Origin of the sequence: Agromyces sp. SYSU T00194 (assembly GCF_040496035.1) — a bacterium.
Taxonomy (GTDB): domain Bacteria; phylum Actinomycetota; class Actinomycetes; order Actinomycetales; family Microbacteriaceae; genus Agromyces; species Agromyces chitinivorans.
On the sequence record NZ_JBEPJZ010000001.1, the window covers coordinates 824926 to 848081 of the forward strand.

Sequence of the window (23156 nt, forward strand, 5' to 3'; positions counted from 1 at the left end):
GCGCCCGCTCAACCGAGCTCGACGGTCGGGTCGCCGGCGTCGTCGCGGCGGGCGCGCCGGCCGCGCGGGCGGTGCGGGGCGGTGGGCAGCGCGGGGCGCTCCTCGTAGCCGTGCTGGCCGGCATCGCGGATCACCGTGCGGCGGAGTCGCGTGCGCTCGTCACGCCGGCGGGAGGTCTCGGATGCCTCCGAGCTGCGCGCATCGGACGAGGCGTCGCGCCGCACGTCGGGCTCGCCGCGGTGCCGCGCGTCGCGGGGGTCTCCGGCGACGTGCCGGGCGATGTGGAGCCGCTCCTCGCGCGGAGCCATGCCGTCGCCCGTGCGCACGTCGCGGCGGCGCGGGACTTCGGGCTGTCGATCCACACCGTCAAGGATATGCGGCCGCACCGACGGCGGTCGCCGGATTGTTGATGGCCGTTCACGCACGGAGTGCACGTCGACATGCGAACATTCCGACTGTTCGGTATGTTAGGAGTCGGCCACGACCGAGGAGGGTCCGATGCAGATCACGGCAGCCGTGCTCGAGGAGTGCGGGCGCGCCCGCCCGTTCGCGGCCAGCCGGCCGCTCACCGTGCAGGAGGTCACCCTCGACGACCCCGGCCCGACCGAGGTGCGCGTGCGCATCGAGGCCGCGGGCATCTGCCACTCCGACCTGTCCGTCGTCGACGGCAACCGCGTGCGGCCCACGCCGATGGTGCTCGGGCACGAGGCATCCGGCATCGTGGAGGTCGCGGGCGCCGACGTCGACGACCTCGCTCCCGGCGACCGCGTCGTGCTCACCTTCCTCCCCCGCTGCGGCGCGTGCGCGGGCTGCCGCACCGACGGGCGACTCCCCTGCGAGCGCGGCAGCGCCGCGAACGCGGCCGGCACGCTGCTCGGCGGGGCGCGTCGGCTGCACCGACCGGGCACGAACGGCCTGCAGGACGTGCACCATCACCTCGGGGCATCCGCCTTCGCCACCCACGCCGTGGTCGACCGCGCATCGATCGTGCCGGTCGACGCCGACGTGCCGCCCGACGTCGCGGCGCTGCTCGGCTGCGCGGTGCTCACCGGCGGCGGGGGCGTGCTCAACGCCGCGCGGCCCGCGGCCGGCGAGCCGGTCATGGTCGTGGGGCTCGGCGGGGTCGGCATGGCCGCGCTGCTCGTCGCGGTCGCGCTCGGGCACCCCGTGATCGGCGTCGACGCGCTGCCCGACAAGCTCGACGCCGCACGGGACGCCGGGGCGGTCGAGACGTACACGCCCGAGGAGCTTGCCGCCCGAGGCATCCGCTCGCCTGCCGTGATCGAGGCCGCCGGGCATCCGCGCGCCTTCGAGACCGCCTTCGCCGCCACCGCACCGGGCGGCACCACCGTCACCGTCGGCCTCCCCCGCCCCGACGCCACCGCGACCCTCGCGCCGCTCACGTTCACCGCCGAGGCGCGCACGGTCGTCGGCAGCTACCTCGGTTCGTCGGTGCCGTCGCGCGACATCCCCCGCTACGTCGACCTCTGGCGCGCCGGCCGCCTGCCCGTCGAGCGGCTCGTCTCGGGCGAGGTCGCGCTCGCCGACATCAACGAGGCCATGGACGCGCTCGCCGGCGGCCATGTGCTCCGGCAGCTCATCCACCCCTGACTCCCCCTTCCCCGAACCGCCACCCGCTGACCCCACCACCACCGAGAGGACCCCATGACCGAACGCATCGCCATCGTCACCGGTGCCGCCCGCGGCATCGGCGCCGCCGTCGCCCGCCGACTCGCCGCAGACGGCAACGCCGTCGCCGTGATCGACCTGCAGGAGGACGCGACCGCAGCGACGGTCGACGCCATCACCGCCGAGGGCGGCCGCGCGATCGGCATCGGCGCCGACGTGTCCGACTCCGACGCCGTGGCATCCGCCGTCGCCCGCGTCGCCGACGAGCTCGGCGCGCCCACGATCCTGGTCAACAACGCGGGCATCCTGCGCGACAACCTGCTCTTCAAGATGACCGACGACGACTGGGACCTCGTGATGCAGGTGCACCTGCGCGGCGCGTTCCTGATGAGCCGGGCGGTGCAGGCGCACCAGGTGCAGGCCGGCTGGGGCCGCATCGTGAACCTGTCGAGCACGTCGGCGCTCGGCAACCGCGGGCAGGCGAACTACGCGGCCGCGAAGGCCGGCATGCAGGGCTTCACGAAGACGCTCGCGATCGAGCTGGGCCGCTACGGCGTGACCGCGAACGCCATCGCGCCGGGGTTCATCCAGACCGACATGACCCGCGCGACCGCCGAGCGCATCGGGGTGCCGTTCGACGAGTTCGTCGCCGCGACCGTGCAGCAGATCCCGGTGCAACGTGCCGGCGTGCCCGACGACATCGCCGCCGCGGCGTCGTACTTCTGCTCCGAGGAGGCCGGGTTCTGCTCGGGCCAGGTGCTCTACGTGGCGGGCGGGCCGACCTCGTGAGCGCGACGTTCGACTCCCCCGCCGCGCTCGTCGAGGCCGTCGCCGCCGGCCCGGTCGCGCTCGGCCCGGGCGAGTGGTTCACCATCGACCAGGCCCGCATCGACGAGTTCGCCCGCGCGACCGAGGACCACCAGTGGATCCACGTCGACGTAGAGCGCGCGAAGGCCGGCCCGTTCGGCGCGCCGATCGCGCACGGCTTCCTCACCCTGTCGCTGCTGTCGGCGCTCGCCTCGCCGCTGCTCGACGTGCGTGGCGTCGCGATGGGCGTGAACTACGGCTTCGACCGGGTGCGGTTCCTCGCACCTGTGACGGTCGGCTCGCGCGTGCGGGTCGTGGGGCAGGTGACGGATGCCACGCCGGGGCGCTCCGGGGTCCGCGTGACGCAGGACCTCACCGTCGAGATCGAGGAGTCGGAGACGCCCGCGCTGGCGGCGCAGTGGCTGACGCTCGTCGTGCCGCGCCCTTGAGTTCAGAACGTGTTCTGAATAGAATGGTGGCATGCAGACCGCGCCCCCGCCGGAGTCGTTCCAGTCGTCAGATCTGAGCCGCCACTCGAGCAAGGTGTTCGCGGCAGCCGTCGAGCACCCCATTCGGGTGACCAGGCGTGACGGCGAGTCCCTGGTGCTGATGTCACAGCGCGAATCCGACGCGCGCGAGTCGCTGCTCCAACTCGCTGCGCAGATCATCGGGGCCGCGATCGACGACGAGGGAACCCTCGCGGAACGCATGGCCGACCGCCTGCCGTGGATGCTCGCGCTCGAGCCCGCCGATCAGGCGACCTGCGCAGACGACCTCGTTCGCGCCGCGCGCGCCTCGTTCGCTACGAACCAGGCCCATCTCGCGGTCGCCGAGCTGACGGCATGGCGCGAGACCGCACTCGCCGTGGCGGGCGGACTCACGAGCGGCCCGGTCGACTGGGAAGCCGCAGCAGAACCCGTCACCCGGCCGTAGCGGGTGCACATGCACCACCCAAACGCCACCAAGTAGCGCTCATCCGCGCCAAGCGGCGCTAGTCTCCCCACTGTGCTGATCGTGCTGCGCGGCAATTCAGGGTCGGGGAAGAGCACCGTCGCGCGCCTGCTGCAGGCCGAACTCGAGGGGCCGACCGCGAACCTCGGGCAGGACCACTTCCGCCGCGAGGTCTACCGCGAGTCGGACCACGACGACATGGCGCACGCCGAGCTGCTCGAGCTCGCCGCCGTGCACTGCCTCCGCCGCGGCGACCACGTGATCCTCGAGGGTATCCTGAGCACGCACCGCTACGGCGAGATGATCGAGCGCATCGCGGCGCATGCCACGGATGCCCGCTTCTTCGCGTTCGACCTCGACTTCGACGAGACCGCGCGACGGCACGCGACACGTCCGCTGGCCGATGAGTTCAGTGTCGACGAGATGCGCGAGTGGTACCACGGCTGGCAGCCGCTCGACTTCGTCGAGGAGCAGCGCATCGGCCCCGACGAGTCGCCCGAGCACATCGTCGCGCGCATCCTCGGCCGCGCCTGACGCGAGGCCGTACCGCTCTCAGTAGTGGTAGCGGGCCTGCAGGATGATCACGTACTGTTCGGTGACCGTGTAGACGAGGCGGTTCGCTTCGTCGATGCGCCGCGACCAGGCGCCGGCCAGCGCGTGCTTGAGCGGTTCGGGCTTGCCGACGCCCTCGAACGGGTCATCCCGCAGTATGTCCTCGATGAGCAGGTTGATGCGCTTGAGCGTCTTGCGGTCCTGCGTCTGCCAGTAGAGGTAGTCGTCCCAGCCGTCGGCGGTCCAGGCGAGCTTCCGCGCCGTCACTGCTCCTGCAGTCCGTGCTCGGCGACCTCGCCATCGCGCGCCTGCTCCATCGCCCGGATGAGGCGTCGGGCGTTCTCCGGGGAGCGGAGCAGGTAGGTGGTCTCGAGCAGGGAGTCGTATTCCGCCTTGGACATGAGCACCGCGGAACCGCGCTTCGACGTGATCTCGACCTCGGTGTGATCGAGGTTCACGCGCTCGATCAGACCGAAGAGATCGCGGCGCGCCTCGCTCGTGGTGATGGCCATGACTCCTCCTCAGTGGTACAAGATATGGTACCACTCAGGACGCGTCGGCAGCGACCCTCAGCTCAGGCGCTCGACCACCATCGCCATGCCCTGGCCGCCGCCGACGCACATGGTCTCGAGCCCGAACTGCGCGTCGCGCGCCCGCAGCCCGTTGAGCAGCGTCGAGGTGATGCGCGCGCCGGTCATGCCGAACGGATGCCCCACCGCGATCGCCCCGCCGTGCACGTTGAGCTTGTCCCACGAGATGCCGAGCTCGCGCGCCGACGGGATGACCTGCGCCGCGAACGCCTCGTTCAGCTCGACGAGGTCGATGTCGTCGATGGTCAGCCCGGCACGCCCCAGCGCCTGCCGGCTCGCTTCCACGGGCCCGAGCCCCATGATCTCGGGCGAGAGCCCGGTCACCCCGGTCGACACGATGCGGGCGAGCGGGGTCAGCCCCAACTGGGCGGCCTTCGCATCGCTCATCACCACAAGCGCCGCGGCCCCGTCGTTCAGCGGGCAGGCATTGCCTGCCGTGACCGTGCCATCGGGCCGGAACACCGGCTGCAGCCCGGCGAGCGCCTCGACGGTCACGCCCGGTCGCGGCCCGTCATCGGCAGATACGACCGATCCGTCGGGCAGCGTCAGCGGCGTGATGTCCGTCGCATAGAACCCGTCGGCGATCGCCTGCTCGGCCCGGTTCTGGCTGAGCGCCGCGTACTCGTCCTGCTCCTGGCGCGAGACCCCGGTGAGCTGCGCGACGTTCTCGGCGGTCTGCCCCATCGCGATGTACACGTCGGGCAGCAGGTCGTCCTCGCGCGGGTCGTGCCACGTCGTCCCGCCCTCGGCAGACCGCGCCGACCGCGCCACGGCCTCCCCGAACACGGGGTTCTCGAGCGAGGCGCCCGGAATCCAGTCCGACGACCCGATGCCCATGCGGCTCACGGCCTCGACGCCCGCCGAGATGAACACGTCGCCCTCGCCGGCCTTGATCGCGTGGAACGCCATGCGCGTCGACTGCAGGCTCGACGAGCAGTACCGGTTCACGGTCGTGCCGGGCAGGTGGTCCATGCCGAGCAGCACCGCGACCACGCGCCCGATGTTCATGCCCTGCTCGCCGCCGGGCTGCCCGCAGCCCATGATGAGGTCGTCGATCTCGCGCGGGTCAAGCTCGGGCACCTTCGCGAGGGCGGCGGCGACCATCTGCACGGCCATGTCGTCGCCGCGCATGCTCACGAGCGACCCCTTGCGGGCGCGCCCGATGGGCGAGCGGGCGGTCGAGACGATCACTGCTTCGGTCATGCGGATGCTCCTTCGGGTCGGGGTTCCCGCGGGCCGGCGACCGCGCCTGCGGGGTCTGGGTCAAGGGTGACGGATGCCACTGGATGCACGCTCAGCGGAACGCCGCGATGCCCGTGATGGCGCGTCCGACGATGAGCTGGTTCATGTCGTACGTGCCCTCGAACGTGTAGACGGCCTCGGCGTCGGCGAAGAACCGCGCGAGCCCGTGGTCGAGCTGGATGCCGTTGCCGCCGGCGATCTCACGGCAGAGCGCGACGGTCTCGCGCATGAGCTTGGTCGTGAACGCCTTGGCCATGGCGGAGTGCTCGTCGTACTGCTCGCCCTGCCCCTCCATCTCGGCGAGGCGCACGCACATGGCGATCGACGCGGTGATGTTCGACAGCGCCGTGGCGAGCTTCTCCTGGGTGAGCTGGTACGACGCGATCGGCTTGCCGAACTGCACGCGCTCCTTGGCGTAGGCGAGCGCCGCCTCGTAGGCGCCGACGGCGACGCCGATGGCCTGCCAGGCGACGCCGGCGCGGGTGAGCCGCAGCACGACGGCGAGGTCGCGGAAGGAGTCGATGCGCTGGAGGCGGTCGCGCTCGGGCACGACGACGTCTTCGAGCACGATGTCGGCGTTCTGCACGCCGCGCAGCGACTGCTTGCGCTCGATCTTGGTCGCACTGAACCCGATGGCGGGCGTGCGCACGATGAAGCCCTTGACCTGGTCGTCGGCGGTGTCGCGCGCCCAGATGATGACCATGTCGGCGAAGGTGGCGTTGCCGATCCAGCGCTTGGCGCCGTTCAGCACCCACTCGTCGCCGCTCCGGGTGGCGGTGGTCTCGAGCCCGCGCGCGGTGTCGGAGCCGTGGCCGGGCTCGGTGAGCCCGAACGCGCCGATGATCTCGCCGCGCGCCATCGGCCCCATCCACTCGGCCTTCTGCTCTTCCGAGCCGCCGACGGCGATCGAGGTCATGCCGAGCCCGTTGTGCACGCCCACGAAGGTGCAGGTCGACGGGTCGACGCGAGCGATCTCGAGCGCGATCCAGGCCCGGTAGAGGTCGCTGTTCTCGAACTGGCGGGTCTCGGGCCACGCTGCGCCGAAGATGCCGAGCTCGGCGAACCGCGGAATCAAGTGCACGGCGGTCTCGGCGCGATCCCAGTAGTCGTCGGCGATGGGCTTCAGCTCCTCCTCGAGGAAGGCGCGGATGCGCCCGAGCGACGCCTGCTCCTCGGGGGTGAGCGTCGACTGGAACCCGTAGAAGTCCGCGGCGAGCAGCGGGGTCTCGGTCAGCGTGGTCATCTGGTCGGTCATCGTCGGCGTCCTCTCGACAGCGTCGTCGGTGCAACCCCGGGCGGGGCGTGCAACATTCTACGGATTGTTGCACACTTGTCCAGCGGTCGGGCTACAGTGGGCCTCGACACCGGCGAGAGGAACGGCATGACGACGACGGATGCCACGGGCACACGACCCGCGGAACCGGCCGCCGACGAGGCATCCGCCCCTCGTCTCGGGCTCGTGGCCGTGCGCGCCGTGCCGACCCGACTCAGCGATCGCCTCGGCATGTCGGGCGAACCGCACGCCGACGCGCTGCGGGCGTTCCGCGCCGCGCGGCACGAGTTCATCGCCGGTTCGCGCATCGACATGGGCGCGCTCGCGGCCGACCTCGGCGTCGACCGCACGTCGCTGTTCCGATGGGTCGGCAACCGCGACGCGCTGCTCAGCGAGGTGCTCTGGTCGCTCGCGATCCCCACGCTCGACCGCGCCGACCACCCCGAGCTGCACGGCCCGGCGCGCCTCGTCGAACTGCTGAGCGCGTTCGTCGACGCGCTGATCGACGCCGACTACTTCCGCACCTTCCTCACCCGCGAGCCCGCCCGCGCGCTGCGGCTGCTGACGACCGCTGACAGCGAGATCCAGCGGCGCCTCCGCGTCGTGATCGAGACCGCGATCGACGAGGAGGCCGTGCGCGGCACGTACACCCCGCCGCTGCCGACGGCCGACCTCGCCTACCTGCTCGCGCGCATCGCCGAGTCGTTCATCTACGCCGACCTCATCACGGGCGACGAGCCCGACGCGGCCAAGGCGCGCGACGCGTTCGCGCTGGTGCTCGGGCGATGAGCGGCGAGCGCCCGGCACGTGCCGGCACGGCGACAGGCGAGCGGATGCCTCGCCGTGACGACTACGGCCACCTGGCGTTGTTCCCGACGAGGTGGAATGACAACGACGTCTACGGCCACGTGAACAACGTCGTCTACTACGCGGCGATGGACAGCGCCGTGAACGCCTGGATGATCGCGCGCGGGCTCGACATCGAGCAGGGCGAGGCGATCGGACTCGTCGTGAGTTCGTCGTGCGACTACCACGCGTCGGGCGCCTACCCCGACGTGCTCGAGGTCGGCGTGCGCATCGGACGCCTGGGCACGTCGAGCGTGACGTGGGAGACCGGCATCTTCCGGACATCCGACGCCGAGCTACTGGCGACCGGACGCTTCGTGCACGTGTTCGTCGACCGCGAGTCGCGCCGACCGACGCCGGTGCCGGCACCGCTGCGGGCGGCGATGGAGCGCGAGCTCGTCGTCGCCGACCGCTCCGCCTGAGCATGCGGGTTCGGCACCGCCCACAGGCGTCGCGCGCAATAAAACCGACCGGGCGGTATGCTAGTCTCTCGACAGCGGATGCACGCGACGATGCGGCCCGGCCGGAAGGACGAGACACGTGGACGAAGCACTGGCGCCCACCGCCGAGCGCGGCATCGCACCGGCGGGCGTGGATGCGCTGCGACTCGAGGCGTGGCTCGCCGTGCACCACCCGGAACTGCTCACCGACGCACCCGCCGGTCCCCTGACCGCCACGCTCCTCGCCGGCGGCCGGTCGAACCTCACCTACCGCATCGACGGCGGCGCGCGCCCCCTGGTGCTGCGCCGACCGCCGCTCGGGCACGTGCTGCGCACGGCGCACGACATGGGCCGCGAGTTCCGCATCATCTCAGCGCTGGCCGGCACCGATGTGCCCGTGCCCGGCGCGGTCGCCTACGTCGACGACGAGGAGGGCGCGGCCGGCGTCGGCACCGAGTTCTACCTGATGGAACTCGTCGAGGGCCGCCCCCTCCGCACCGCCGACGACAACGCCGGTTTCGACCCCGCGACGCTGCACGGCCTCAGCCTGCGACTCGTCGAGTGCCTCGCCGCGCTGCACGCGCTCGATCCCGCCGAGGTCGGCCTCGCCGACTTCGGCCGCCCCGACGGCTACCTCGAGCGCCAGGTGCGGCGCTGGGGCCAGCAGTACGACGGCTCGCGCAGCCGCGACCTGCCCGAGCTCGACCTGCTGCTCGAGCGCATCCGCGCCGACATCCCGCAGACCGAGCACGTGTCGCTGCTGCACGGCGACTTCCGGCTCGACAACGCGCTCGTCGCCGGCGACGGCACAGGTCACGCGCACGTCGCCGCCATTCTCGACTGGGAGATGGCGACGATCGGCGACTCGCTCGCCGACCTCGGCCTGCTGGGGCTCTACTGGACCCTCGGCGAGGTGGGGTTCGGCGCCGGCGACCTCGGCATCAGCGCGGTCGATCCGGCCGCGGGCTACCCGGAGTTCGACGAGCTCGCGGCGCGGTACGCCGAACTCAGGGGCATCCGCCTGCCATCGCTGTCGTGGTACCTCGCGTTCGCGGCGCTGAAGCTCGCGATCATCCTGGAGGGCATCCACTACCGCTACCGGGCGGGCGAGACGCTCGGCGAAGGGTTCGACGGCATCGGCGCGCTGGTCGCGCCGCTCGCGCGCCACGGACTCGCCGTGCTCGACGGGGAGGTGCGCTGATGGACTTCGCACCCAGCGCCCGCGCGACCGACGTCGCCGATCGCACCCGCGCGTTCCTCGACGAGGAGGTGCTGCCCGCCGAGCCGGCGCTCGCGGAGCAGCTCGAGGCGACGCCTGGCGAGTGGAACTTCCGTCCGGTCGTCGACGACCTGCGGCGGGCCGCCCGCGAGCGCGGGCTCTGGAACCTGTTCCTGCCCGGCACCCGCGACGACGGCAGCGCAGGGCTGTCGAACGTCGACTACGCGCCCGTCGCCGAGCTCAGCGGACGCAGCCCGAAGCTCGCGCCGGTCGCGATGAACTGCGCGGCGCCCGACACGGGCAACATGGAGCTGCTCAACGACTTCGGCACGGCGGCGCAGCGCGACGAGTGGCTGGCCCCGCTGCTCGATGCGCGCATCCGCTCGGCCTTCTGCATGACCGAGCCCGAGGTCGCGTCGTCGGATGCGACGAACATCGCCACCCGCATCCGCCGCGACGGCGACGAGTTCGTGATCACCGGGCGCAAGTGGTGGTCGACCGGGGCGATGAACCCCGATGCGACGCTGTTCATCGTGATGGGCAAGACCGATGCGGATGCCCCGCGCCATCGCCAGCAGTCGATGGTGCTCGTGCCCCGTGACGCACCGGGCGTCGAGGTCGTGCGGCCGCTGACCGTGTTCGGCTACGACGACCGCGACCACGGCGGGCACGCGGAGGTCGCGTTTCACGACGTGCGCGTGCCGGTCGCGAACCTGCTCGGCGGTGAGGGCGAGGGCTTCGCGATGGCCCAGGCGCGGCTCGGGCCCGGCCGCATCCACCACTGCATGCGCCTGATCGGCATGGGCGAGCGCGCCATCGAGCTGATGCGCGAGCGCGCCGGGTCGCGGGTCGCGTTCGGCCGGCCGCTCGCCGAGCAGGGCGTCGTGCGCGAGTGGATCGCCCGCTCGCGGGTCGAGCTCGAGGCGATGCGCCTGCTCGTGCTGAAGACCGCGTGGCTCATGGACACCGTCGGCAACCGGCGGGCGATGACCGAGATCCAGTCGATCAAGATCGCCGTGCCCGGCACCGTGCAGGGCATCCTCGACCGCGGCATCCAGCTCTTCGGGGGCGGTGGAGTCTCGGGTGACCACCCGCTCGCCGAGATGTACGCTGCCGCCCGAACCCTGCGCCTCGCCGACGGCCCCGACGAGGTGCACCTGAACTCCCTGGGGCGCGCGCAGCTGCGCGAGCCCGCCTGACCACCCCGCACCGTCAACGACGACGAAAGGCACCCTGACATGACCGACCGCATCATCGAGGGCTACGGCCGCGCGACCATGTCGATCGCGGCGATCCTCGCCGAGACCGCGCACCGGCAGCCCGACAACGTGGCCCTCATCTGGAACGACGAGCAGGTCAGGTACGGCGAGCTCTGGGACCAAACCCGCGCCTACGCCGGCGCCCTGCGCGACCGGGGCGTCGGCCCGGGCGACCGGGTCGCGATGATCGTGCCGAACGTGCCCGACTTCGCGCGGGTCTACTACGCGGTGCTCTCGCTCGGCGCGGTCGTCGTGCCGGTGCACCTGCTCTTCAAGGCCGACGAGATCGAGTACGTGCTGCGCGACTCGGGCGCGAAGCTCGCGGTCGTCGCCGCGCCGATGCTGCAGGAGGCCGGGGCGGCCGCCGCACGGGCGGGCGTGCCGATGGTCTCGGTGCTGCTGCCCGACGCCATGAAGGACCAGGTTGCGGTGCCGCGGCTGGAGGACGAGGCATCCGCCGCCCTGCCCATCGAGCGGTACGCGTCGGTCTCGCCGATGGAGGCCGCCACGGTGCTCTACACGAGCGGCACGACCGGCAAGCCGAAGGGCGCGGTCGGCATGCACCTCGGCATGATCGAGCAGGTCAACGCGAACCTCATCGACACGTTTCCCATGCGGAGCGACGATGTCGTGTTCGGCGGACTGCCCCTGTTCCACACGTATGGGCAGATGGCGGTGCTGAACATCTCGTTCCGCAAGGGCGCGGCGATCATCCTGCTGCCGAAGTTCGACCCCGACGAGGCGCTCGCGCTCATGACCCGCCACGGGGCGACGCTGTTCACGGCGGTGCCGACCATGTACATCGCGCTGCTGCACGCGGCCAGGTCGCATTCGGAGCATCCGCAGCTGCGCTTCGCGGTGTCGGGCGGGGCGGCGCTGCCGGTGAGCGTGCTCGAGGAGTTCGAGCGCACCTTCGGCGCCGAGGTGCACGAGGGCTACGGGCTGACCGAGACGTCGCCGACGGTGGCGTTCAACTCGGTCGGCGTGCCGACCCGGCCCGGCACCGTGGGCACCCCGCTCTGGGGCGTCGACGTGGAGATCACCGACGCCGACGTTGAGGATCGAATCGTGCTGCTGCCGCACGGCGAGGCCGGCGAGATCGTAGTGCGCGGGCACGCCCTGTTCGCGGGCTATTTGGCGATGCCGGATGCCACGGAGGCGGCGTTCACCGACGGCTGGTTCCGCACCGGCGACATCGGCACGAAAGACGACGACGACTACATCACGATCTGCGACCGCAAGAAGGACATGATCGTGCGCAACGGCTACAACGTCTACCCGAGCGAGGTCGAGGCCGTGCTCATCCAGCACCCCGCCATCGCCAACATCGCCGTCTTCGGCCTCTCAGATGAGACCCGCGGCCAGGAGGTCAACGCCGCCGCCGTGCTCGAGCCCGGCGCCCTCGTCACCGAGGCCGAGCTCATCGCCTGGGCGCAGGAGCGCATGGCCGCCTACAAGTACCCCCGCCACATCGACTTCGTCGCCGAGCTGCCGCTCGGCGCGAGCGGCAAGGTGCTCAAGCGGGAGTTGGTGGCGCGGTACTCGGCGGCGGTGGCGACGGCGAGTTGATCCTCATCGGTGCCCCGAGTGCTGGCCAATCGACTGTGTTTGCGCGAGTCAGCATGGGGTCCGCTCCCGTGTCCTGACAGTGTTGAGCGGTGAATCCTCTTCGTGGCATTGGAGTTGGCGGATACCGCAGTTTTAGCACCGGATCACCGGTCGCTATTGGACCCCTGGACAAGGTCAACCTACTGGTCGGGCAGAACAACGCGGGCAAGTCGAATGTCTTGCGAGTGGTCGAGCACATGCTTGCGCGAAAGCCCCCAAAGCTCACGTTCTTTGATCGCCCAAGCGGTGAAGCGGAACAGAACTTGACCACGGGAATCGCGTTTGACAGGCAATGGGCCATCGAGCTACTCACCGAGTCCAACCCTGGCTCTGCTTCACAGCTCGCGCGCTACCTCACCTCTATGTTTGCCCCGACGAGTCGCATCCATCGCGTTGGCAAGGACGCGGTCTGGTTCGAGGTCGAGGGGTGGCCCTCACGGCACTCAAATCTCAAGTTTACGAAGGACTACATAGCCGGCATTCAACCTGAATCGGGTGACAGGGAGAGCATTCGTTCGGCACAGATGGTCAAGTCACTCCTAGGCGCCTCCGGCCCTGGCGGTGGGGACTTCCAAACCGTCGCATCATCGATGCTTCGGCGCTTTCTGGACAGGCCACTCCCCGACGCGTACACCGTGGCCGGACTGCGCGCAATTAGCGAGGATTCGGACGAGGGTGCGCAAGACCTCAACGGACTCAACCTGAAGGCCCGGCTGCTCAAACTGCAGAACCCATCGACCGTGGACCTACACAGGCGGGTTGAGTTCGAGAAGATCAACGAATTCGTCCGGTCGGTCCTTGAGACCCCAGACGTCTCCCTAGATATTCCACATGATCTGAAGACGATCCACGTAACGCAGTCGGGCGTGACCCTTCCGATCGAGAATCTTGGTACGGGCATCCACGAGGTCGTCATTCTCGCCGCGGCAGCGACGGTGGTGCAAGACTCGGTTCTCTGCATCGAAGAGCCAGAAATCCACCTGCATCCCTTGCTGCAACGGAAGTTATTGCAGTACCTGCGCAACCGGACCTCCAACCAGTACTTCATCGCAACTCACTCGGCGCACATGCTCGACTCATCACTCGGGTCGATCTTCCATGTCCAGAAGCTCGACGGGAGAACGCTGGTTGCCAACGTAGGTAACGCAGCGTCCCAGTCGCGTGTGTGCGTTGATCTCGGCTATCGTCCGTCAGATCTTGTGCAAGCGAACGCAGTCATTTGGGTCGAGGGCCCCTCCGACCGCATCTACCTGAACCACTGGATTCAAACGCGTGCCCCCGGGAGATACATCGAGGGCATTCACTACTCGGTCATGTTCTATGGTGGCAAGCTCCTGAACTCGCTCTCTGCAAGTGACGTTGACCCGGTTGAGGACTTCATCTCGTTGCGCCGCCTCAACAGATACATGGCGGTGGTGATTGACAGCGACAAGAGGAGTGCGCACTCGCGCATCAACGAGACCAAGAAGCGAGTCAGAACCGAACTTCAGACATCCGAAGAAGAGACTAGCCTCGCGTGGATCACGGCTGGCTACACGATTGAAAACTACGTACCGTGGCAGTCGCTATCTGAGGCAGTGCTCCAAGTTGATCCGAGGGCATCAGTCGACCACGAACCAACTCGCTACGAGAACCCACTCGACGCGAGTGTCATTGGCCGTGAGATCAACAAAGTTGCCGTCGCGCGAGCGGTGTGCGCTTCCCCGCCACAATCCTGGCTCCACGATCTTGATGAGCGCGTCAACGAACTTGTCGCACTGATCGACTCCGCGAATGCTACAGCCGGATGATGAGGACCAAACACTGCCTGCAGAGTCCCGGTCCGAAATCGCGAGGGCGTGCAATGCCGCCGCACGATAGCCGCGCACCTTCCCGGAACGACGGTAGGCGTGGAAACGGTGTTGTTCGGAGTCCGTCCTCCGAGTGCTTCGAAATCGGAGTTGACCGGGTAGCAGCGCGCTCAACCCGCTCTTTCCCTCCGCGGCCGTCGGAGTTCGGGTGGCGTTACGCCCTGGTGCCCGCGTCACTTGATGGCGCGGAGTACCCGTTCTAGGTTGCCGAGTGCGTCAACGAAGTCATCCGCGAAACCTTCGCCGACGTGAAGGTCAACGGAGGCGTGCACAAGCTTGTTCCGAACCCCCTGCAGATCACGCATGAGATTGGCGGTCTTGGCGCCAACTAAGTCTCGATCCTGTAGCTCGCGGGCGAGCACCCCGAGGTTCAGACTCGCCATCGGGCTCAATCCAAGCCGCCTGGCCGTGAGTACTGCTGCCGACTCGAGGCGGTTCCATGCGAAGAGCATGCGTCCAGCCTGATCTTCCGGGAGCGGTCCCGACCCTGCCGGTTCGGACGGAAGCTCGGGCGCCTCGGCGAGTTCGGGCAACGACTCGGATACTTCTGCAGCCTCAGCAACGTCCTCGGTGAGCTTCAGCATTGCGCCGAACCCGCGCGCCTCGATCACACGACCGAACATCCGCGCAAACTGGCGACGGAACAGCAGCAGAGCCAGTACCACTACCAGAGGCCAGACGAGAACCTTGATGTAGGCGAGCACCAGCTCCGCAATCTCCACGGCACAAGTATCGCGGTCGGCGCGTTCCGCATCGGTGCGCCGCGCTGGCTACGTATGGACCCCTCGATCTCGAACGCCTGCCGCCGAAAAGTTCGGGCGGGTGCGGCTGCACGTGACGGGCAATTGCGTGTCGAGGAACGACTGCTTGAGGTCGTCGGGCTACGAGACCCGGTCGGACCGGACGCGGCGCCTCTTGACGTCGATCTCCGTGTCCTCGGCGCGGAGGACGTTCCGCGCCCGCTCTTGGGGCGCCGAAGCTGGTCCGGGCGAACTTCTCGTCGTCGTAGGCCCGTGACACTGTACGGGCTGGCCCGCAAGCGCAGGCGGGGATCGATGTGTACGCGCGTACGGAGCTCACGCTCGACGCCGCCGCCACCTCCTCAGGGAGACCCTTCGTAGCCTTGCAGTCACGCCGTGCGGAGCTACCGTACGGTCGCGTCGACCCCCGGCCACCTCCGACCTCCTCGCCGGGGAATGGGCGGACCGGTTCTCGCGGCGGGTCACCACTACAACTAGCCTCGGCGTATGAGGCGTTCATCATGGGGAATCGTGGGCGTCGTACTTTCAATCGGATTTGGTGCGCTCATGGCGGCGCGAGCCTTGCGCAGGGCAGACTCTCCCGACTCCACACCACCTCCTTCACGGGACAGGCGGGAAAGTCCAACTAAACAGCGTTGGATACTGGCAATTCTCTCCAGCTCGGCGGTCTTGCTCGGCGTAGCTGGGTTCGCAATCTGGCCCGGATTCACCATCCTCAGCGGAGACCGGGCACCGGATGGCGGAATCTTGCTCCTACATGATCGCGGACCCTTTGATGAGAGCGGGGTGTCCGGTGTCCAAGCCACCGTCGAAGTAGCTTTCTGGGCGACCGGCTCAGCCGACGTCAGCATTGCGGAGCTAAGGATCACATTCGAAACTCCCCACTCGAGCGATCATTGGTACGTGGTTGCGTCCGGAGATTACGTCGTTACGCCGAACCGAGACCCGTCTCTGTACTGCAAGTACGACAATTTCCACTTGAAGGTCAACGGCATCGAATGCGGATCGCAGGCTGGCAATCCTGCGATGATGTTCAGCTTCGATCAGGAATTAGGGAACAGCCTCGGTCAAGAAGTAGTCGCCGAGTCTGTGGCCCAGCTTGAGGGCTACGACAGGAACCGGGTGAGTGTCGTGAGCGGACGCATGCCAAACACACGCGAGGACGGCCAAAGCGTGGCCGTGGTCTGGCTGCCGATATCAACGCCACCTTCGTTCACAGTGAACGGTGACCAGTTCGTAGCTTTCCCTCCTATTGCTTTGGCCCCCAACGCTTGGGCGCCGGGTCCCCCGCTCGATGAATCGTGCGAGCTCGAGCCATCCGAGGTCGCGGCCACCTTCGCACTCACGCAAGGGTGTCTGCCCGTCAACCCCGTCACGGTTACGAGCACCGTCGTCGACACACAAGTCGATGTTGGGAGCCGAACGGTCGAGTATGCCGCACCGGATACCGTCACCGACGACGAAGTCGTATGGGCCGTTGATGGCGGATTCCCGGGCGGGCAAGCTCTGCTTCGCGACCCCTTCGCTCAATCGGACGAGTCCAGACGTGCGTTCTTCGCAGCACTCGTGATCGGCGGTGGGTTGTCGTTTGCCCTTCTATTTGTTGAGCGAATCCTCTTCCATTTCTATCCAGTCAGAGAGCAGGGCGGCACAGCGAAGTGATCGCCCTGCTCTCTACCGGTAACAGCAGTTGGATCCCTGAGCCGTCCGGGCGCAGTGCGCGCCTCCTGGGCACGCTTCGCGCGAGCGCGCAGCGGATCGAGCGGTCGCGGGCGCGCCTCAGTCGACGGGCGGGCGACGCAGGCGCTTGACGTCGGTGCGACGCTTCTTCTCACTGAGGCGGCGCTCCTTCGAGCCGCGGCTCGGCTTCGTCGGGCGACGCGACGGCGCCGGCGGGCGAAGGGCGTCGCCGACGACAGCGGCGAGTCGCGCCCGCGCGGCATCTCGGTTGCGCAGCTGGGCGCGGTGCTCGGAGGCGGCGATCGTCAGCACGCCGTTCACAAGCCGACCGCTCATACGGTCGAGCAGGCGCTCGCGCTGCTGCACCGAGAGCACGGTCGAGCCCGCGACATCCCACACCAGTTCCACCCGGGAGTCGGCGGTGTTCACGCCCTGGCCGCCCGGGCCCGAGGAGCGCGAGAAGCGCCAGGTCAGCTCCGACTCGGGGATCGTGAGCCCGGCGGTGACCCGCAGTCCGGGGCGATGGGCGGCTGGCATGGGCCCATCATGCCCCGAGACCGCGGGCTGTGCGAGGCATCCGTCAGATGAGCTCGTAGAAGCGCCAGAAGCCGAACTCGGGCACGATCACGCGCACGTCGCTCCAGCCGGCCTCGCGCGCGTAGGCGCGCAGCGTGTCGGGCCGCATGACGGTGCCGGTGGCGGCGCTCGACCCGTGCGAGCGGCCGTCCGGCAGGCAGACGAACAGGCTGTAGCCGTACATCAGCCGGTCGAGGTCGCCGGCGTTCGGCGCGAACGCGTCGGCGACCGCCTCGTCCATGATCACGACCGTTCCGCCCGGGCGCACGGCGTCGCGCATCGCGCGCAGCACGTCGACCGGGTGGGGCAGGTCGTGGATGCACTCGAAGGCGAAGATCGCGTCGAACGGTCCGTGCTCGGCCAGCTCAGCGGCATCCGTCTCCTGGAACCGCACGCGATCGGCGACTCCCGCCGCCCGCGCGTTCTCGCCCGCGGCGACCACCGAGGCGGTGTCGACGTCGAAGCCCTCGACCCGCAGCTGCGGGTACGCCGACGCCAGCGCGATCGACGACCAGCCGAGGCCCATGCCGACGTCGGCGATGCGGGCATCCGGCCGCGACAGCGCCTCGTGCACCTGCGGCACGTCGGCCAGCACCGCGGGCATGGCGTCGAACCACGGGCGGTTGGCCTCGGCCTGCGACTCGCGGGCGTCGGCGCCGAACTGCTGCCAGCTCACGCCGCCGCCGGTGCGGTAGGCGTCGATGATGTGGGGCATCGACTGCCCCGCGGCGGCGAGCATGCGCGCGAGCGGTGCCATGTAGGCGAGGTTCGTGCGGTCGGTGAGCGCCGGCTCGGCGTGGGCCGGGAGCGAGAACCGGCGGCGCTCCGGGTCTGCCGAGGCGTCGTCGACGGTGAGGATGCCGGCGGCCGCCTGCTGCTCGAGCCACTCGCGTGCGTACCGCGCATCGGTATCGGTGCGTGCGGCGAGCTCGGCGGTCGTAATTGCGGCGGCGCCCGCGAGGGCGTCGTACCAGCCCAGCCGGCTGCCCAGGTGCACCGACATCGTCTCGATGGCGCCGAGGAACGACGTCAGCATGCGGTCGGCGAACGCGTCGACGGCAGCGTCGTCGACGGTGTCGGTGTCGGGTGCCCGCTCGATGTCGGCGGGTTCGGGCGCGGCCTGCGCCTCGGGTGTGGTGATGGTCATGATGTGTCCCCTCGGTGTCTGCGCGCCGACGTGTCGTCGGCACCTCCGAAGCTACGGAGGGGGCACCGCGGGGCTCATCGGCCGAATCATGCATCTCGCGACCGCGGTCTGCATACCGTGATGCACGGTGGGCCCGCGGGGCTACGAGCCGTGCGCCGAGTCGCGCCACCACGCCGCCGCCGCGGTGCGGGAGCCGACGCCGAGCTTCAGGTAGATGTTCGCCAGGTGGCGGCCGACGGTCTTCTCGCTGATGAACAGCCGGCCGGCGACGTCGCGGTTCGACGCCCCATCGGCGACGAGCGCGAGGATCTCCGCCTCCCGCGCGGTGAGCGGACCCGACCGGGGCGCCTCCGTGCGGGCCTGCACCACGACCGGGCGTGCGCCGAGCCGGTCGAATGCCTCAGCAGCATCCGCTCGCATCTGCGCACCCGCAGCGGCGTCGCCCTGCGCCTCGAGCCCCGCGGCGATCCACGACCGCATGCTCGCCTGCTCCCAGCGGATGCCGAGCCGGGTGAAGAGGCCGAGCGCGCGGTGGAACGCCTCCACTGCGGTCGCCGCGTCGCCGTCGGCGAGGGCGACCATGCCGCGACTGTGCTCCGCCCAGGCCCGGAAGCCGTCGGTGCCGAAGTCGTCTGCCGCGGCGGCGAGCTCGTCGCGCATCTCGCGTGCGTTCGCGTCGCGGCCGGTGGCGAGCGCAACCTCGACGCCGGCGCGCAGCAGGCGCACCCGCGCCAGGCGGTCGCGACCGATCAGGGCCGAGGTGAGGAGCGCCCACGCACGGTCGCCGTCACCGTCGGCGAGGTGCAGCAGCGCCTCCCCGGGGGCCGGGTCGATGCCGAGCTCGCGGGCCTGCGCGTACGCCGTGCGCGCGCCGGCGGCCTCGCCTCGCAACCGCCGGATCTCGCCGACCTGGTACCAGCCCTCGCCCGCGACCCACGGGTCGGCGGACTGCAGGTCGGCGCAGGCGCGCTCGAGCTCGGACTCGGTCTCGGCCCAGTCGCCGCCCGTGCTGCGCAGCTCGAGCCGGTGCACGCGGCACACGCCGACGTACACCGCGTCGGCCCCGTACGCGGCGCACCACTGCTCCGTCGCGCGCGTCCACTCGGCCATGCGCCGGTAGTCGGCGAGCTCGTGGCAGGCGTGGATAGTCATGCAGAGGATGTCGCCCGCCCACTCGGGCGCGACGTCGCCGCCGACGACCGCCAGCATCGCCTCGTCGAGCTTGTCGAAGCCGGCGGCCGCATCGCCGGAGCGCATCGCGTGCATGCCCTCGACCACGGCGGCGAGCGCGCCGACCGCCGGGTCGTCGAGGGCGTCGTCGAGCTCGCGCAGGCGTGCGACCGAGCCTGCGGTCCACAGCTCCTCCCCGTCTGCAGCCAGGCCGCCGGCGGCCTCGAGGTACACGAGGTAGGCGTGTGCAAGGCGGTCAGGATGCCCCGAGAGCAGGCGCTCGGCCCGCCGCGCCCACGCGGTGCCGACCGTGAGCTCGCCGCGCGTGAGTCGCAGCAACGAGATCAGCAGGGCCGTGTCGGCGCAGCCGAGTTCGTCGCGCGCGGCGCGGAACGCCCGGAATGCCGACTCGAGCGACACGAGGCATCCGTCGACGTCGCTCAGCCACCACTGGCTCGCGGCGAGGGCGCGCAGGTCATCCGGTGCAAGGGGACCCTCCGCGCTCGCCGCGAGGAAGCTCGCCCGGGCGTCGCGCCAGTTCGCGTCGCGGTGGGCCGTGCGCGCCGCGTCGATCAGGACGCTCGCGTCGGACATGCCGGGAGCCTACCCGGTAGCGCAGGTACATGACGAGCATCGCCAGCATCGTCACCAGGTAGAAGCCGTGCAGCACCCAGACCGGCCCGAACGGCAGCGTGGTGATGTAGACGGTGTGGAACAGGTTGCCGACGTTGCCCAGCAGGAGCGCCGGGAGGCTGTACGACGCGAGGTCGCGCGACCGCACCGCCTTGACGACCATCGGCAGGTTCGCCGTGGCGAACAGCACGGTCGAGACCGTGCCGGCGAGCAGTGCGAGTTCCATGGGGGTGACGCTACGGAGGGCCGGGCCTCGGTAGCGTCGGCCGATTCATGCAGTTTGCGGGGGCGGCTGCATCGTTCGATCCACCGGCCTGCGGTCAGTTCGGCACCGGCTTGACTCAGCGCCGCGGTACGCGCACCTGCCGACGGTCAACGACTCATGAAGACGTCGGTCCATCCGTCTATCGTCGCGAACAACGTTCCCGCAACGACGAAACCCCAGGCGTACGCCTGTCTATCGAACCGGCGCTCGAGTCGAAGCTCACGTTCAGTCATTGCATCCTGCGCGAGAGACTCGACCTTGGTGAGTTCTTGTCGTCGCCTCATCAGCTTCCAGCGGGGAACAGATGCGCGGATACGGGCACGTTCCTCGCGCATGAGCGCATTCTTCGCGCCGAGAAAATCATCCATGGATTCGATGCCGTCGAGGAACGCCAAACCCACCTGCCAGGACGCGCCGACCAATGCAAGGGTCGATGCCACTGCAATCCACACGCGGAGACTGTATCGACGCCTTCAGACATGGGTGCTGCTGCCAGGACGCACCGCACACCACATTGCGCTGCGAGCGCTGCTCACTTAGGCGGCCACTCGATCAGCGGCGCATCCTCGGGCACGTAGAGCGGATGCGTCGGCTGCCCGGTCTTGTTCACACCCAGCGCGAGAAGCGGCGGCAGGAGCGCCACCGCCTCGGCGACGCGCGCCGGGTCGGCGTGATTGCCCCAGCCTGCGACGACCGTGCCGGTGACGCCGGCGAGCACGCGGTCGTTCTCCGGGCCCACCGGGTCGGGCGCGGCCTGCATCAGCTTCGGCGACTTCGTGCGGAACGCGTAGAGGTTGACGATGAGCATGCCGCCGAAGCCCTCGCGCGTCGCGAAGCCCACGCATCGGCGCAGCGTCGGGTCCAGGTGCTCTGCGTCGGCGGTGCTCGGGTTGAGCAGCACGAACGTGATCGTCGGTAGCGTCGGATCCCAGACCCGGGTGAGCGAGTAGCGGTAGTCGCCGCGGATGTCTGCGGTGGCGGAGACGAAGTCGGTCATCGGTCGGGCGGGCCCCCTCCTGCCGGATCCGGGTTCGCGCGTGCGGCGGCGCCGACGACGCGATCAGCGCTGCCGCTTGGCCACGACGACCTTCACGCCGGCGTCGCGGAGCCGGGAGACCTCGACCCGCGGCATCGCTGAGTCGACCACGACCGCGTCGAAGTCCTTCAGCGTGAAGAGCGCATGGAGGGCGCGCTTCTGGAACTTCGTGTGGTCGACGAGCAGCACCCTCGTGCTCGCCACGTCGAACATCGCACGCTTGACGTCGACCGTCTCCAGGGACTGGTGGAAGGCGATGTCGTCGGTCACGGCCGCCGTCGACGTGAGGAAGACATCGGCTCGAATCGACTGGATCGACGTCGTCGTCATGCGCCCCATGAAGGCGTTGCACCAGTTGTAGTACTGCCCGCCCAGGCCGAGCATCGTGATGTCGTTCGCGTCACGCAGCTCGTCCATGATCGTGAGGGTGTTGGTGATGACCGTCAGCGGCCGCTTGTTGCGCAGGTGCGGAACGAGGTGCCCCACCGTCGTGCTGTCGTCGAGCATGATCGCCTGGCCGGGTTCGATGAACTCGAGGGCCGCGAGGGCGATCGACTCCTTCTCCTCCGATTGGCGGTTGGACCGGTAGACGGCGCTCGACTCGACGATCGGGGTCGCCACCGCCGTCGCGACGCCACGGCTCTTGCGCAGGATGCCCTTGCTCTGGAGCTCGTCGAGGTCGCGATGCACCGTCATGACACTGATGTCGAACTGCTCCGCGAGCTGCTCGATGCGCACCACTCCTGCCGCCATGACCGCCTCGGTGATGGCCTGCTGACGAGCAGCCTGCCGGTTCTGGCGCGGTGACGGATCGGCAAGTCCTTCGGCGGTCGTGCTCATCGTCCCTCCTCGATATCAACCTAGCGCGGCGGCCTCGTCCAGCATCCGAGCGAACGACGCCGGATCGTGCGCGAACCTGCCGAGGAAGAGGCCGTCGACCGCATCGGCGAGCTCGGTGAGGGTTCCCTCCTGCGCGCTTCCGCCGTAGATCAACCGCACCGACCCCCCGTGCTGCGCCATGCCGTCGCGCAGCGCCGCGACGACGGCGCGGACGTGGGCCGCGGACGCCGGCTCTGGCTGCCCGATCGCCCATTCGGGCTCGTAGGCGACGATGAGGTCGGCGGAGTCGTCGCCCGCGCCGTCGAGCAGCGACCGCAGCTGCTCGAGGCACTGCGCGGCCGCCTCGGCCGGCTCGCGCCGCTCCGGCTCGCCGACGCACAGCACGGGGGTGAGGCGGTTGCGCAGGGCCGCCTGCAGCTTCGCCCGTGCCACGTCGCCGTCCTCGCCGAACACCGACCGCCGCTCCGAGTGGGCCACCTCGACATGGGTGCATCCGATCTCACGCAGGTCGGCGCCGCTCACGGCTCCCGTGTAGGCGCCGCGGTCGGCCCAGTGCAGGTCTTGCGCCCCGAACCGCACCGCCGTGCCGGCCAGGGCGTCCCGCACGCCCGGCACGGCCGGGAGCGACGGCAGCACGAACACCTCGACGGCACCCGACCGCACGGCGGGATGCGCGCGAGCGATTCGCGCGACCTCCGCAGCCCACTGCCGGGACTCGTCGACACCGAGGTACAGCTTGAGGCTCACCCCCAGGACGCGCACGGACGAGCGCCCAGCGCCCT

26 protein-coding genes are annotated in these 23156 nt (G+C 69.7%); 12 read left to right on the top strand and 14 right to left on the bottom strand.

Features of this window, described 5'->3' with window-relative positions; genetic code table 11:
• Positions 1-8: 8 nt before the first annotated feature.
• Positions 9-362 carry a hypothetical protein gene (locus ABZK10_RS03790; protein WP_353807856.1) on the bottom strand — a complete coding sequence of 118 codons (354 nt, stop codon included), beginning with the start codon at positions 360-362 and terminating at the stop codon, positions 9-11.
• A 136-nt stretch (positions 363-498) separates the two neighbouring features.
• Between ABZK10_RS03790 and ABZK10_RS03795 the strand changes: the two genes are divergently transcribed.
• The 5 genes from ABZK10_RS03795 to ABZK10_RS03815 all read left to right on the top strand — a co-directional run bounded on the left by ABZK10_RS03795 (position 499) and on the right by ABZK10_RS03815 (position 3921).
• Entirely contained in the window at positions 499-1611 is a 1113-nt protein-coding gene (locus ABZK10_RS03795) for an alcohol dehydrogenase catalytic domain-containing protein (RefSeq protein ID WP_353807857.1), read from the top strand.
• Positions 1612-1665: 54 nt separating this feature from the next.
• Complete coding sequence (locus tag ABZK10_RS03800) at positions 1666-2418, top strand: SDR family oxidoreductase (RefSeq protein WP_353807858.1); 753 nt, start codon at positions 1666-1668, stop codon at positions 2416-2418.
• The gene (locus ABZK10_RS03805; RefSeq protein WP_353807859.1) at positions 2415-2885 is read left to right on the top strand and encodes a MaoC family dehydratase; all 471 of its coding nucleotides are present in this window, start codon (positions 2415-2417) and stop codon (positions 2883-2885) included. Before ABZK10_RS03800 ends, ABZK10_RS03805 begins: the two co-directional genes overlap by 4 nt.
• A 31-nt stretch (positions 2886-2916) precedes the next feature.
• Positions 2917-3369, top strand: a complete 453-nt coding sequence (locus tag ABZK10_RS03810) for a prevent-host-death protein (protein ID WP_353807860.1) — start codon at positions 2917-2919, stop codon at positions 3367-3369.
• Between the two features lie 72 nt (positions 3370-3441).
• Positions 3442-3921 carry an AAA family ATPase gene (locus ABZK10_RS03815; RefSeq protein ID WP_353807861.1) on the top strand — a complete coding sequence of 160 codons (480 nt, stop codon included), beginning with the start codon at positions 3442-3444 and terminating at the stop codon, positions 3919-3921.
• An 18-nt stretch (positions 3922-3939) separates the two neighbouring features.
• Here ABZK10_RS03815 and ABZK10_RS03820 read toward each other — a convergent pair whose 3' ends face one another.
• From ABZK10_RS03820 to ABZK10_RS03835, 4 genes are all read right to left on the bottom strand, one after another.
• Positions 3940-4206: a Txe/YoeB family addiction module toxin gene (locus tag ABZK10_RS03820; RefSeq protein ID WP_353807862.1), complete on the bottom strand. Its 267-nt coding sequence runs from the start codon at positions 4204-4206 to the stop codon at positions 3940-3942.
• Positions 4203-4451, bottom strand: a complete 249-nt coding sequence (locus tag ABZK10_RS03825; RefSeq protein ID WP_353807863.1) for a type II toxin-antitoxin system Phd/YefM family antitoxin — start codon at positions 4449-4451, stop codon at positions 4203-4205. The genes ABZK10_RS03820 and ABZK10_RS03825 overlap by 4 nt, the downstream gene beginning before the upstream one ends.
• Before the next feature lie 57 nt (positions 4452-4508).
• Positions 4509-5732, bottom strand: coding sequence for an acetyl-CoA C-acetyltransferase (locus ABZK10_RS03830; protein WP_353807864.1), 1224 nt, complete (start codon positions 5730-5732; stop codon positions 4509-4511).
• 91 nt (positions 5733-5823) lie between these two features.
• Positions 5824-7026: an acyl-CoA dehydrogenase family protein gene (locus ABZK10_RS03835; protein WP_353807865.1), complete on the bottom strand. Its 1203-nt coding sequence runs from the start codon at positions 7024-7026 to the stop codon at positions 5824-5826.
• Between the two features lie 126 nt (positions 7027-7152).
• Here ABZK10_RS03835 and ABZK10_RS03840 point away from each other — a divergent pair, with 126 nt between their 5' ends.
• From ABZK10_RS03840 to ABZK10_RS03865, 6 genes are all read left to right on the top strand, one after another.
• Positions 7153-7833, top strand: a complete 681-nt coding sequence (locus tag ABZK10_RS03840; protein ID WP_353807866.1) for a QsdR family transcriptional regulator — start codon at positions 7153-7155, stop codon at positions 7831-7833.
• Positions 7834-7877: 44 nt separating this feature from the next.
• A complete protein-coding gene (locus ABZK10_RS03845) occupies positions 7878-8312 on the top strand; it encodes an acyl-CoA thioesterase (RefSeq protein WP_353807867.1) in 435 nt (144 codons plus the stop codon).
• Positions 8313-8430: 118 nt separating this feature from the next.
• Positions 8431-9531 (top strand): phosphotransferase family protein, encoded by a 1101-nt coding sequence (locus tag ABZK10_RS03850; protein ID WP_353807868.1) that lies wholly within the window; start codon positions 8431-8433, stop codon positions 9529-9531.
• Positions 9531-10748 (top strand): acyl-CoA dehydrogenase family protein, encoded by a 1218-nt coding sequence (locus ABZK10_RS03855; RefSeq protein WP_353807869.1) that lies wholly within the window; start codon positions 9531-9533, stop codon positions 10746-10748. Before ABZK10_RS03850 ends, ABZK10_RS03855 begins: the two co-directional genes overlap by 1 nt.
• Positions 10749-10787: 39 nt before the next feature.
• Positions 10788-12377 (top strand): long-chain-fatty-acid--CoA ligase, encoded by a 1590-nt coding sequence (locus ABZK10_RS03860; protein ID WP_353807870.1) that lies wholly within the window; start codon positions 10788-10790, stop codon positions 12375-12377.
• A 224-nt stretch (positions 12378-12601) separates the two neighbouring features.
• Positions 12602-14206 (top strand): ATP-dependent nuclease, encoded by a 1605-nt coding sequence (locus ABZK10_RS03865; RefSeq protein WP_353807871.1) that lies wholly within the window; start codon positions 12602-12604, stop codon positions 14204-14206.
• 233 nt (positions 14207-14439) lie between these two features.
• Here the strand turns inward: ABZK10_RS03865 and ABZK10_RS03870 are convergent, their stop codons facing one another.
• Positions 14440-14988, bottom strand: a complete 549-nt coding sequence (locus tag ABZK10_RS03870; protein ID WP_353807872.1) for a hypothetical protein — start codon at positions 14986-14988, stop codon at positions 14440-14442.
• A 1017-nt stretch (positions 14989-16005) separates the two neighbouring features.
• On the opposite strand from ABZK10_RS03870, the gene ABZK10_RS03875 reads away from it, so the two are divergent.
• Positions 16006-16689, top strand: a complete 684-nt coding sequence (locus ABZK10_RS03875) for a hypothetical protein (protein WP_353807873.1) — start codon at positions 16006-16008, stop codon at positions 16687-16689.
• Positions 16690-16806: 117 nt separating this feature from the next.
• On the opposite strand, the gene arfB is transcribed toward ABZK10_RS03875, so the two are convergent.
• From arfB to ABZK10_RS03915, 8 genes are all read right to left on the bottom strand, one after another.
• The gene (gene arfB, locus ABZK10_RS03880; RefSeq protein WP_353807874.1) at positions 16807-17244 is read right to left on the bottom strand and encodes an alternative ribosome rescue aminoacyl-tRNA hydrolase ArfB; all 438 of its coding nucleotides are present in this window, start codon (positions 17242-17244) and stop codon (positions 16807-16809) included.
• A 43-nt stretch (positions 17245-17287) separates the two neighbouring features.
• On the bottom strand, positions 17288-18430 hold the full coding sequence (locus ABZK10_RS03885; protein ID WP_353807875.1) for a class I SAM-dependent methyltransferase: 1143 nt from the start codon (positions 18428-18430) through the stop codon (positions 17288-17290).
• Between the two features lie 141 nt (positions 18431-18571).
• Positions 18572-20194 (bottom strand): LuxR C-terminal-related transcriptional regulator, encoded by a 1623-nt coding sequence (locus tag ABZK10_RS03890; RefSeq protein WP_353807876.1) that lies wholly within the window; start codon positions 20192-20194, stop codon positions 18572-18574.
• Positions 20076-20459, bottom strand: coding sequence for a hypothetical protein (locus ABZK10_RS03895; protein WP_353807877.1), 384 nt, complete (start codon positions 20457-20459; stop codon positions 20076-20078). Before ABZK10_RS03895 ends, ABZK10_RS03890 begins: the two co-directional genes overlap by 119 nt.
• A gap of 146 nt (positions 20460-20605) precedes the next feature.
• Complete coding sequence (locus tag ABZK10_RS03900) at positions 20606-20950, bottom strand: hypothetical protein (RefSeq protein WP_353807878.1); 345 nt, start codon at positions 20948-20950, stop codon at positions 20606-20608.
• 80 nt (positions 20951-21030) lie between these two features.
• On the bottom strand, positions 21031-21495 hold the full coding sequence (locus ABZK10_RS03905) for a DUF1643 domain-containing protein (RefSeq protein ID WP_353807879.1): 465 nt from the start codon (positions 21493-21495) through the stop codon (positions 21031-21033).
• A gap of 63 nt (positions 21496-21558) precedes the next feature.
• Complete coding sequence (locus tag ABZK10_RS03910; protein ID WP_353807880.1) at positions 21559-22374, bottom strand: DeoR/GlpR family DNA-binding transcription regulator; 816 nt, start codon at positions 22372-22374, stop codon at positions 21559-21561.
• A gap of 15 nt (positions 22375-22389) precedes the next feature.
• On the bottom strand, positions 22390-23121 hold the full coding sequence (locus ABZK10_RS03915; RefSeq protein WP_353807881.1) for a triose-phosphate isomerase family protein: 732 nt from the start codon (positions 23119-23121) through the stop codon (positions 22390-22392).
• Between the last annotated feature and the right edge of the window lie 35 nt (positions 23122-23156).